10 protein-coding genes are annotated in these 11888 nt (G+C 61.9%); 1 reads left to right on the plus strand and 9 read right to left on the minus strand.

Translation table 11 applies throughout. The features are described 5' to 3' along the window. Positions 1–90: 90 nt before the first annotated feature. Positions 91–1362 (minus strand): diaminopimelate decarboxylase, encoded by a 1272-nt coding sequence (lysA, locus tag POI8812_RS11080; protein WP_108782666.1) that lies wholly within the window; start codon positions 1360–1362, stop codon positions 91–93. Positions 1363–1379: 17 nt separating this feature from the next. Then, positions 1380–1700 carry a DUF2834 domain-containing protein gene (locus POI8812_RS11085; RefSeq protein ID WP_108782667.1) on the minus strand — a complete coding sequence of 107 codons (321 nt, stop codon included), beginning with the start codon at positions 1698–1700 and terminating at the stop codon, positions 1380–1382. 152 nt (positions 1701–1852) lie between these two features. Here POI8812_RS11085 and POI8812_RS11090 point away from each other — a divergent pair, with 152 nt between their 5' ends. Continuing rightward, positions 1853–2446: a Pr6Pr family membrane protein gene (locus POI8812_RS11090; protein ID WP_108782668.1), complete on the plus strand. Its 594-nt coding sequence runs from the start codon at positions 1853–1855 to the stop codon at positions 2444–2446. On the opposite strand, the gene POI8812_RS11095 is transcribed toward POI8812_RS11090, so the two are convergent. From POI8812_RS11095 to POI8812_RS11125, 7 genes are all read right to left on the minus strand, one after another. Beyond that, positions 2443–3618, minus strand: coding sequence for an FAD-binding domain-containing protein (locus POI8812_RS11095; protein ID WP_245895376.1), 1176 nt, complete (start codon positions 3616–3618; stop codon positions 2443–2445). The two genes, POI8812_RS11090 and POI8812_RS11095, sit on opposite strands and share 4 nt — an antisense overlap. 129 nt (positions 3619–3747) lie before the next feature. Beyond that, positions 3748–4512 (minus strand): cell wall hydrolase, encoded by a 765-nt coding sequence (locus POI8812_RS11100; RefSeq protein WP_245895377.1) that lies wholly within the window; start codon positions 4510–4512, stop codon positions 3748–3750. 181 nt (positions 4513–4693) lie between these two features. Beyond that, a complete protein-coding gene (ppdK, locus tag POI8812_RS11105; protein ID WP_108782670.1) occupies positions 4694–7342 on the minus strand; it encodes a pyruvate, phosphate dikinase in 2649 nt (882 codons plus the stop codon). Between the two features lie 542 nt (positions 7343–7884). Beyond that, positions 7885–9987: a glycine--tRNA ligase subunit beta gene (gene glyS, locus POI8812_RS11110; RefSeq protein ID WP_108782671.1), complete on the minus strand. Its 2103-nt coding sequence runs from the start codon at positions 9985–9987 to the stop codon at positions 7885–7887. Continuing rightward, complete coding sequence (locus POI8812_RS11115; protein ID WP_108782672.1) at positions 9987–10430, minus strand: DUF6446 family protein; 444 nt, start codon at positions 10428–10430, stop codon at positions 9987–9989. Before POI8812_RS11115 ends, glyS begins: the two co-directional genes overlap by 1 nt. Further along, positions 10427–10783, minus strand: a complete 357-nt coding sequence (locus POI8812_RS11120; protein WP_162844897.1) for a VOC family protein — start codon at positions 10781–10783, stop codon at positions 10427–10429. The genes POI8812_RS11115 and POI8812_RS11120 overlap by 4 nt, the downstream gene beginning before the upstream one ends. After that, complete coding sequence (locus POI8812_RS11125; RefSeq protein ID WP_108782674.1) at positions 10780–11700, minus strand: glycine--tRNA ligase subunit alpha; 921 nt, start codon at positions 11698–11700, stop codon at positions 10780–10782. Before POI8812_RS11125 ends, POI8812_RS11120 begins: the two co-directional genes overlap by 4 nt. Positions 11701–11888: the final 188 nt, after the last annotated feature.

The following is an 11888-nucleotide window of genomic DNA, read 5'->3' on the forward strand; positions in this document are numbered from 1 at the left end:
TTCTGAACGTAAGCCTAGTGCGCCCACATCAGAAGGAAAAGGCCATGTGCGCTGCCCCACAGCGACGTGATGCCACGGGCAAGGCGTTTGTCATTCGGCCAGCCACTCCGGCACGACGTCCCGGTCAATCATCTCCTGCACGCTGGGTCGGGGACGAATGACGGCAAACCGGTCCCCATCCACAAGAACTTCGGGGATGAGTGGACGCGAGTTATATTCCGAAGACATGACCGCGCCATAGGCCCCTGCAGATCGGAAGGCGACCAGATCCCCCTCGCCCATCGCGGGGAGCGGCCGCTGCTTTGCGAAGGTGTCGCCGCTCTCACAGACCGGGCCGACAATGTCATAGGGGCGCTGCTCTGCCGCGACATCTGGTTCGATCACCGGAATGATGTCGTGCCACGCTTCGTACATGGCGGGACGGATCAGATCGTTCATCGCCGCATCCAGGATCAGGAAATCGCGGCCCTCTCCTTCCTTGAGGTAGATAACCTCTGAGACGAGCAGACCGGCATTGCCAGCGATCAGGCGACCGGGCTCAATTTCGATCTCGCATCCCAGATGGCCGACGGTGCGCCGCACCACTTCGCCATAGTCAAATGGCAGAGGCGGTGCCTCGTTCGCGCGGCGATAGGGAATGCCAAGGCCGCCGCCAAGATCCAGACGCTTGATCGTATGTCCGTCTGCGCGCAGGGTCTCTGTTAGTTCTGCGACCTTCTTGAAGGCCATCTCGTAAGGGTCGAGATCAGTCAGTTGCGAGCCGATATGCACGTCGATGCCGACGACCTGAAGGCTAGGCAATTCGGCGGCACGGGCATAGACTTCTCGTGCGCGGGAGATCGGGATGCCGAACTTGTTCTCGGACTTTCCGGTCGCAATTTTCGCGTGGGTTTTTGCGTCGACATCCGGGTTCACGCGGACCGTGATCGGGGCAATCTTGCCCAATTCTGTCGCAACGCGGGAAAGCCGCTCCATCTCCGGCTCACTTTCAACGTTGAACTGGCGGATGCCCCCTTCAAGGGCGATCCGCATCTCCTCAGCCGTCTTGCCGACGCCGGAAAAGACGATCTTTTCCCCCGGCACACCGGCCAGGCGGGCCCGCTGATATTCACCGATGCTGACAACATCCATGCCCGCCCCCAGACGGGCCATAACCCGCAGAACGGCCATGTTCGAATTGGCCTTCATCGCATAGCAGATCAAGTGATCCATGCCCGCCAGCGCCTCATCAAACACCTGAAAATGACGCGCGAATGTGGCTGTCGAATAGATGTAGACGGGCGTGCCCACGGCGCGCGCGATCTCTGCCACCGGTACATCTTCGGCAAAGAGCTGACCATCGCGGTAGTTGAAGTGATCCATTGTCGTCGTCTTTCAGGTCAGGCGCGTTGCGGGCGGGAACGCAGGAAAAGGTAGAGAGGCAGACCACAACTGACCCCGATGCAATAGATCGCAGGGATCGCGATCAAGCTTGACCAGTCGCGCCGCACGCGGACTTCTGCGATGATCCAAACGGTCAGGGCCACCGCTGCGATTGTTAGATCATAGACCAAGCCAGAGGTTGCGTCCGACACGTGCCAGGCCTGCCCCATCGCCACAAGCGACCAATCATTTTCAGCCAGCCACGGCAAAAAATAGGACATGGGCCAGACAGTGCCGACAATGGCGAGGACCAGCCAGAAAATGCGGATGGGTGACATGGGCGCGCCCCTTTGCAGGATGGGTTTCGTCGCGCTTAGCGAAGGGCCGGGCTGCGCGCAACCCTCCCGATTGCCGCAACGTCGCGCGAGGATTGCGTTGCCAGCCCGGCGAGCAGCACTCAGGCTGTTGCGAAAAACATGCGGGGACCGCCATGACACGTCCGGAAGCTGCCATCGCCATCTTGGCGTGGGTCATCATTGCGGCCCAGACAGGGCTGAACATTTCACGCGATGGCGCACCGCTGGATGTGATCTGGAGCCAGCTGCGCTTTTTTACCTTCCTGACAAATATCACCGTCGCCATCGTCATGACCCGCGCGGCCCTGACCGGACAGCGTCCGGGGGCCTCGCTTTCAACCGCTATCACCGTCTGGATCACGGTTGTGATGCTGGTCTATCACGCCCTGCTCAATCAGGGTTTCACCCCCGACATGATCGACTTTTACACCGATCATGGACTGCATACCGTCGTACCGGTGGTGACGATTGGGTGGTGGGTGATGCGTGCGCACAAGGGAAGCCTTGGCGCGCGAGATGCGGCACTCTGGTGCCTGTTTCCGATTGCGTATCTGCTCTACGCGCTGGTGCGCGGATTGATCGGCGGGACGTATCCCTATTTCTTCATTGATCCCACACGGGACGGTTGGGCGACGGTCGGTGCCTGGGTCGCGGCGATGACGGTCCTATTCTTTCTGGTCGGTTGCCTCTACGCCTATTCAGCACGATTGCTGACGCGCAAGCGCTAGATCGCAAGCGCATCGAGGATCGCCGGGATCTGCTTTTTCAATGCGAAGAAACCCTTCCGTGCATGCGGCCAAACAGCGTCGTCATAGGATCGCCGCACACGGATCAATGTCACATCTTGGTCGCCAAGTGCCCTCTCAAGCTTAAGAAAACGATCATTTTGTGGACCCTGCGGCACCTGATAGACTGCCAACTCTTGCAAACTATTTTGCGACATCCAATCGCGCACCGCCTCAACCGACCAGTCCGTTGTTTTGACAGCACTGTAGCGTTCAGCCGCATCCGCAAGCGCGGCCTGCTCGAACTGAGTGGCGACCTTGCCAGTCGCACCGTGACCGCGCTCGGACAGCGGCGGAAGTGCCAGCACAGGCCCATCCCCATATCCGCCCGCAAGGTCCTCTGTCAGCATCAGCCATCCGACTTTGTCACGCCGAACCGGCTCGTGCTTTGGCAGGGGAAGAGCTGGTCCTGTCTCGGGCTCATCGGGCATTTGTGCGACATCCGAGAGCTGGCCGGCCGGGTGAAACTGTCCCTTCGTGAACCGTCGGATATTATCAGGATCGGCCAGATATGTTTTGCCCCTCGTATGTAGCCCCGCCACCCAGCGCCAACTCAGGGTGTTCGAGGCCGGATCGCCATCCACTAGATGTCTGAGAAACCAATCCGCGCCCAAGGCCCAAGGCAGGTTCAGCGTAAAAATCCAGATCGACGCCATCCACATGCGCGCATGATTGTGGAGCCAACCGCCCTGTTCGAGTTCTTGAGCCCAATGATCGAAACACTCGATCCCGGTACGTCCTTCCACCGCGGCTGTATATCGATGGCGCAACGTGCGGTCCTTGCTCAACTCGATCTGCGCGCTGTCCAGAGCGTCCAGGTAGCGCTGCCAGATGAAAGGTCGTTGCTCAAGCCAACCCTTGAAATAGCCGCGCCAGAACACCTCCTGCACGAATTTCTCGCACGCCTCATACCCGCCCTGCATGGCCGCGACGCGTAGAACCTCCTCCTCTGTGACGAGGCGGTGGCGCAGCCACGGCGACAGGCGGGAGGTCGTTTGATCCTGCCAGCCCAGATCGAAATTTCGACCATCGGCGTAGGCGCGCCCCATTTGGCCGGAATAATGCTCAAGCGCATCAAGGCCTGCCTTGCGGGTGGGTGTCCAGGGGTGCGGCATGTCCGGGTCCTCCATTGGGAGGGGAAATGGCCTGAGCCCGCCGACTTGCCAATGCGACAACTGACCCATGCCCCAAAACGAAACGGCCCCCCGCGCTGCGGAGGGCCGTTCGAAAAAACGTAGCTCAGATCAGTTTGAGGCGACCTGATCGGGGAAGCGATAGAATTTATGCGCATCGATCCAAGCCGTCCGCACCAGACGGGACGCCCAACGTGGGTTTACCCAGTCCGCGTGATAGTGAGTCGCACCATCCGTCAGGATGCGGGGACGACCATCCATCATCAAACGGGCCAAAACACCAAGACGCCGCTCTGACGTGCTGTCGTTCATCGCGTCAGACAATCCATCGCACATGAAGGAAAACTGGCAGGCGTTCCGGCGGTGCTGCCCCTGCCCCACCACGCCACAGATCGTGTTCGGATAGCGCGGGTGATCCACACGGTTCAGGATAACCTCAGCCACAGCGATCTGGCCTGCAATGGGCTCACCGCGGGCTTCATGGTAGAGCGCCATGGTCAAACACTGCCATTGCGGGCCACCCTCTGCGGCTGGTGCACTGGCCAGAAGCGTCTCATCAATCGGAAGGGCCGCACTCAGCGTTTGCTGTTCGAACCGCACGTCCTGCAGGTCCATCGTCAGCTCTGCGCGGTCGGCGTCCGTTAAGGATGCGTTCATGATAGTCGCACCGCTGGCGTCGCCCAGCAGCGTCGCGTCACCGCCGAGTTCGCGCAACCGATCAACGGTTGTCGCGTTAAGAACAGTACGCTCCTGCTGGAGCATCGCGCTGATCTGATCGGTCACCTGACGTTCGAGGTCAGACTGGGCCTGTGCAACAGATGCAACCGTGGCCGCTGCGGCGACGACAGCGCCGCGCAAGAAGGTCTTGAATGTCATAGCTGTTCCCCAAAAACATATGCAAAGCGCGTATTCGCTATTGCAGAGGGCTTCGATTTGCCTTTAGCATTCGCTCGATGGTGTTTTAGACCTCAAAAACTCAAAGTCCACCCTTGCATCACAAAATCAACGCATTTCCGAAATGCGGCTATGGCATAGCTGATTCTGTGGAAAACTGCCGTCAGGCCCCATCATCTTGTGGCAAATCAGTATGTTCGCGGCTTAACAGCGTGGCCTGCGCCGCAGCAAGGCGCGCAATCGGTGCGCGGTAGGGTGAGCAGGAAACATAATCGAAGCCGGCCAACTTACAGAAATGGATCGAGTTGGGGTCCCCACCATGTTCGCCGCACAGGCCCAGCATGAGATCAGGATTGATCTGACGTCCGCGCCGGGCGGCGATCAGCAAAAGCTCCCCCACCCCTTCGACGTCGAGCGAGTGGAACGGATCCTCGGCGAAGACCCCCTGATTCACATAGTCGCGCATGAACCGGCCAGCATCATCGCGGCTGAGACCATAAGTCATCTGCGTAAGGTCATTGGTGCCGAATGAGAAGAAGTGAGAACCCTCGGCCAGATCACGCGCCCGCAAGGCGGCCCGTGGTGTCTCGACCATAATGCCAAGACGGTAGGTCAGCCGCACCTCCCGCTCTGCCATGACCTGTGCCGCAATCTCATCAACGCGGGCCTTGACCACATCAACCTCCCGCGCGGCAGAGACCAGTGGGATCATGATTTCCGGCTCCACCTGCTCTAGGTTGCGGGTGTTGACGATGGCAGCCGCCTCGAAAATCGCGCGGGCCTGCATGTCGTAGATTTCGGGCATGGTAATGCCCAGCCTGACGCCGCGCTTGCCCAGCATCGGATTGAACTCACTCAACGACTTGGCCCGCTCGATAATCGTGGTGACGGGCACGTCCATCGCCTCTGCGAGATCATGCATCTCATCGCGCCCATGCGGCAGGAATTCATGGAGCGGAGGATCGAGCAGGCGGATCGTGACAGGCAATCCGCGCATGATCGAAAACAGCTCAACAAAATCGTCCCGCTGCATGGGTAGGAGCCGGTCCAGAGCCGAGCGACGATCCCCAACGGTGTCTGCAAGGATCATCTCACGCATCGTGTTGATCCGATCCTCGTGAAAGAACATATGTTCGGTACGGCAAAGGCCGATCCCATCCACCGCGAACCCACGGGCCACGCGCGCATCCTGCGGCGTATCAGCGTTCGCCCGCACACCAATCTCTCGCACTTGATCTGCCCAGCTCATCAGCAGTTCGAACGCACCATCCAGTTCCGGCGCAATCATGTCAGGCGCACCGGCGAGCACTTCGCCCCGCGTGCCATCGACCGTAATGATCGCACCTTCAGAAAAGCTGCGCCCATCCTGTGTCACGATCGCACGAGCTTTCTGATCAAGCCGCAGATCGCCTGCTCCGACAACGCAAGGCAGGCCAAGGCCACGTGCGATAACGGCTGCGTGGCTGGTCATGCCGCCACGCACGGTCAAAACGCCGCTGGCCGAATGCATGCCGCGAATATCCTCTGGCGAGGTTTCAATTCGCACGAGGATCGCGGCCTCGCCCTGCGCGTCGAGCTGAATGGCCTCCTCTGGCGAGAAGGTCACACGGCCGGTCGCGGCGCCGGGCGATGCGGGCAGCCCGTGGCCGCAGACATCGCGTGGCGCGGACGGATCGATCTGACGGTGCAGATTTTCGATCAAGGCACGCGGCTCAACCCGCAACAGCGCCTGCTCCCGCGTGATCGCGCCGATGCGGACAAGGTCTGTCGCAATGCGGACCGTCGCGCGGGCAGAGCGCGGCGACAACACCGCATCGAGCACCCAGAGTGCGCCATTCTCAACGGTAAACTCCACACCGTAAGCATCACCCAGACCGTGCGAAATGGTGGCGTAATGCGCCTCAAGCGCGCGGGGCGCGTCGGGCAGCAACTCCTCAAGTGACAGGCCAGACTGGCGTGCACTCTCCCGCGCTGCTGCAGTGATCAGATGAGGCGTGCGCAACCCCATCAAAGCGTCATATCCCTGAGCCTGCGGCAGGAAGCGACCGCTCAGGCCCGGGGCACCGCTGCGCTCATCTACCATATGGGCCAGACCGGCGCCGCAGACCCCCTGCCCGACACCGAGCGCCATGCGCTGGACGATCAGGGCGAGACCGGCATCCTCAGGCGCGCCATAGCTTTGCCGGAGGATGCGGGCAGACACACCGTTCCAGCTGCGCACCAACGCGTCCATCGCGTGGATCAGCTGCTCACGCTGACTTTGTGGAAAGGGATCGCCCGCCTCATCGGCGTATAGCGCCAGGGCCTCTTCCACGAGCGTCTTGTGCGCCTCAAGCGGCAGATCGCCCTCGGATTTCACGGCATGGTATTTGACCTGATCGGCCACCAACGTCTCGAAATCATCGGGGTCGAGCCCTTCGACGGCCGCGCCATACCCCTCGATCAGACGGAAATAGAGCGTGTAGGCCCCGGCCTCGCCCACCCGCTCAATCAAGGCGGGCAGTCGTTCATTCGTGATGCCGATATTCAGCAGCGCCTCTGGCCCACCCCACTCGCCCTTTTCAGGTGCTGCGCGCAGGCTGAGCAGGACCTCATCGCCCAGACCCGCCAGAATGTCGTCAAGTTCGGTGGCAAAATGGGCTGCGGCCCCGTCCCGCGCGATCTTGTCGCAAAAGCTGCGCGCAAGCAGCAGACCGCGTGGCACCGGCAGACCGAGTGCGGCCATCCGCGCCAGCCGCACGCCCCGCGCGCCGTAAGTCGCGGCGTCCGGGTCGATCACGTCATGAATGCGGATGAAATCGGCTGTCATCATGACGTTACATTAGGGGCATGCTGCACTGCGGGAAAGTGCTGGATTGCACGGTTACGCTTAAAAGCGGTTGCAAGGCGGAGGCACATGGGGCGGACCATGCCCCGGACCCGATCCGGGGCCGCGCTATGCCACTCGTCTAAACCGAAACCGAGATACGCCATACGATGCAGAACCGCCGTTCCGAGGGGTGGCGCAATCGCGCCGCGTTTTGCCGCAGGCACACCTCCGGTTTGACCGGGCGGAACGGCGCGGCGCAACAGTGCCTGTTGCGCGGGCGTTTTTGGAGAAGCGGTGCCTTGTGGGGCGTTGCCAGAAACGGGGGCATCGCCAAGACCGTGCACAAGCAGGCTTGTTTGCGCGTGAATCCGGCGGACGCCCCACTGGAGCGTCCTCGGCCCTTGCCGGCGGGACCTTGGGACGGTCCCGCGTGATTTCGGGAAACGCTCCACTGGAGCGTTTCTTTTCACGATTGGTCCGGCGCAAACAGGCTTGTTTGCGCGTGAAACAGGCAGACGCCCCACTGGGGCGTCCTCGGCCCTGTTTCACCCCTCAATCTTCCCGAAATCGGCGATGCGGGCGAAGAGCGCTTTGATGCGGTTGAGCAGGCACAGGCGGTTGCGGCGCACGATCTGGTTGTCAGAGTTGATGAGCGTCTCTTCAAAGAACGCATCCAGAGGCTCGCGCAACCCAGCCAACGCAGTCATCGCATCCTCGAATTTCTCTGCACCCAGAGCGGCCGCCAGCTTCGGCTCCACCGCGTCAAGGACGGCGAAGAGCGCGGTCTCGCTGGCGTTCTCCGCCAAGTCAGGGTTCGGATCGAGCGTGTATTCCACACCATCCTTGCCCTCTTCCGCCCGCACGATGTTGGAGGCGCGGGTATAGGCGGCGGTCAGGTTCGCCCCGTCCTCGGTATCGAGGAAGGCCTGCAGCGCCCGCACCCGGTTGACGAGCAGCAGGATGTCGCCATCCCACTCCTCCGGCAGAGCCGCGTCGATCACATCATGCCGGATGCCCTCCGAGCGGAGGTGAACCTTGAGGCGGTCCGCGAAGAAGGAGAGAAGTGTAGGGATGTATTTCTCTGGTCCAGGTCCACTGATCCCATCGGGGTTCATACAAACCAGAATATCTGCTTTCTTCACCATAGGCGGCAGGGGTAAACGAACCCCATTCTCCAACACCAACCGAATAATCCCAAGCGCCGCACGCCGCAGCGCAAACGGATCCTTCGAACCCGTCGGCTTCTCATCAATCGCCCAGAAGCCCGTCAGCGTGTCGAGCTTGTCGGCCAGCGCCACGGCCACGCTTACCGGCTCGGTCGGCACGTCGTCCGACGGCCCGAGCGGCGAGTAGTGCGCTTCGCAGGCGTTCGCGATGCTCTGGTCCAGCCCGGCGGCCTCGGCATAGTAGCGGCCCATCAGGCCCTGCAATTCGGGGAATTCATAGACCATCTCGGAGGGGAGGTCGGCCTTGGCAACCTTCGCCGCCTGCTCGGCCAGATCGGCATCCGCGCCAACCAGCGGCGCGATTTCGCGGGCAAGTGCCGCGATGCGCTCGATCCGCTCCGCCTGCGTGCCCAGCTTGTTGTGGAAGGTGACGTTGGCGAGCGGTTCGGCCATGCCCTCCAGCCCCACACGCTCCACCGTGCGCAGGTCATTCTCCCAGAAGAACTTCGCGTCCGCCAGACGGGCCGCGAGCACCTTGCCGTTGCCCGCCAGGATCGTCGCACCATCGTCCGCAGTCGTTCGGTTGGCGACCGTCACATATTTCACGATCTTGCCCGTGCCCGGATCGCGGACGGAAAAGAACTTCTGATGCTCTTTCATGGAGGTCTGGAGCACCTCGGGCGGTAGCTCCAGAAAATCTTCGCCAATCGCGCCCATCAGCGGCACCGGCCATTCGACGAGGCCCGCAACCTCAGCCAACAGGCCCTTATCCTCGACCACTTCAAGCCCTTGGGCGAAGGCCATATTCGTCGCCTCGGCCCAGATCATGTCCGCCCGCTCGGCAGCATCCAACACCACATGGGCGCGCTTGAGCTTGGCGGCGTAATCCTCGAACCCGGTGACGGCGAAGCGGCCCGGCGAGAGGAAGCGGTGCCCTTCCGTCGTGTCCCCCGACACGATCCCGTCCACGTCGAGCGGCACGACCTGCGCGCCTTCCTCCGTCGAGAGGATGGCGAGGATCGAATGCAGCGGACGCACCCAGCGCAGGCTGCCCGCGCCCCAGCGCATGGACTTCGGCCAAGGGAAATTGCGAACCGTCTTTTCCAGCACCTCCGCCACGATGTCAGCGGCGGGGCGCCCGGCCTTCTCGACCACGGCAAAATAGACCTGACCTTTCTTGTCGTCGCGCACCTCAAGCTGGTCTTTGGTCAACCCGGTGGAGCGTAAGAAACCCTCCAGCGCCGTTTCCGGCGCATCGACGCGGGGGCCCTTACGCTCTTCCCGCAGGGTTGGGCTTTCGGCCAACAGATCTTCAACGGCGAGGGTCAGGCGGCGCGGCGTCGCGAAGGCAGCGGCCCCGGCATAGGTCAGCCCAGCCTCCACCATGCCATCGGTCATCAGACGGCGCAGATCATCTGCGGCCTTCGCCTGCATGCGGGCGGGGATCTCTTCGGAGAACAGCTCAATCAGAAGGTCAGGCATCAGCTTTCCCTGTAGTGGCGCCACAGATAGGCGCGGCCATCGGGGTAGACGGCGATGAATCTCAGAATTTCGTACTCAAACGCGCCCTCGGGCGTCTCGTCGCCTGCAAGGTAGGCGGTGGCGAGACCCGCTTCGAGGTCGCTGGCAATCTGCTCTGCCTCGAAACAGTCAAACCAACCGGGCGCGACCAGAGGGTCAGGGTTCGGAGCGGGCGGCAGATCGGTGAAGTCAGCCGGGTCGACGGTGAAGCACGCGCGCAGCTTGTTCGGAGAGGTATCCGCATCAATGCCGCGCCAGTCCGTCACGGGGATCTCGACACCACCGGCCATCACGCTGTCGGCCTCCGTCTCCTCATAGAAGGCGTAGACCTGAAAATACCAAAGCGCCACACCAAAGATCAGCGCGAAGCCCACGAAAAGCGACATGAAGAGCTTGCCGTTCATGTGTCCACTCCGAAACAGAGAACGTTTCCATCCGGGTCCGCGACTTCAATCTCGGTCATGCCGTATTCGGTGGCCGTCGGCCCGCTGAAGGATGTGCCCGCGGCGCGCAAGCGCCCGGCCACTTCGCCAATATCCGTCGTGTGGAAATAGGCGCGCCAGCGGTCATAGGGTGCCTCGGCCCCTTGCCATGCTTCTAGGAAGACGCGTGCTGGCCCATGGCGGAAGATGCCAAAGCCGACGACCGGATCACCCGCCTCCTCCATCACCGAAAACCCCAGAACGTCCACGTAGAACGCCTTCGCCCGCGGATAGTCACTGACCCGCAGCACCGGTATGCCAGACGTGAGGTTCACGCCGCATACCCCCCCGCCTCGGTCTGCACGAACGCATCGGCACATTGCTTGGCGAGTGCGCGGACGCGGCCGATATAGGCCTGCCGCTCGGTCACGGAGATCACGCCGCGCGCGTCGAGCAGGTTGAAGATGTGGCTGGCCTTGATGCACTGGTCATAGGCGGGGTGCGCCATGACGATGCGCTTGCCGGTCTTCGGGTCCTCATGCGGAGCGGCGAGAATGCGGGCGCATTCCGCCTCCGCCTCCACGAAATGGTCTAGCAGGGTCGCGGTGTCGGCGACGTCGAAATTCCAGCGGGAATATTCCTGCTCGGTCTGCCGGAAAACGTCACCATAGCTGAGCGCAATCGGCGCGTCGGGGTCGTTGAACGGCATGTCCATGACGTGATCAACGCCGAGGATATACATCGCCAGACGCTCCAACCCGTAGGTCAACTCACCCGAGACCGGCTTGCAATCATGGCCGCCGACCTGCTGGAAATAGGTGAACTGGGAGACCTCCATCCCGTCGCACCAGACCTCCCATCCGAGGCCCCAGGCGCCCAGCGTCGGGCTCTCCCAATCATCCTCGACAAAGCGGATGTCGTGCAGGTCCATGTCGATGCCGATGGCGCGCAAGCTGCCCAGATAGAGCTCCTGCAAATTCGGCGGGCTCGGTTTGATGAGCACCTGATACTGGTAGTAATGCTGGAGCCGGTTGGGGTTTTCCCCATAACGCCCATCGGTTGGACGGCGGGACGGCTGCACATAGGCCGCGGCCCAAGCGTTGGAGCCGAGGCTGCGCAAGGTCGTTGCAGGATGGAACGTCCCCGCGCCGACCTCCATGTCGTAGGGCTGCATGATCGCACAGCCCTTGCCCGCCCAATAGGACTGTAGGCGCAGGATGATCTCCTGAAAGGAACGGGGGCGATCGGCCATGGCAAGTCTCCGCATGAAATCGCCGCCCTTATGCCATAGCCCGGCGCAGGGTCAATGCGTCAGGGTATGTGGGCGGGACGCACCCCGGACCGCCCAAGGCCGTCTCGCCCTCCGCTGGGAGAGAGAGTGCGATAGGAAAGGAGAACGCCCCGGACCTGATCCGGGGTCCCTGCCTGCTGAAAGCGGTC

This window comes from Pontivivens insulae (genome assembly GCF_900302495.1).
GTDB classification, from domain to species: domain Bacteria; phylum Pseudomonadota; class Alphaproteobacteria; order Rhodobacterales; family Rhodobacteraceae; genus Pontivivens; species Pontivivens insulae.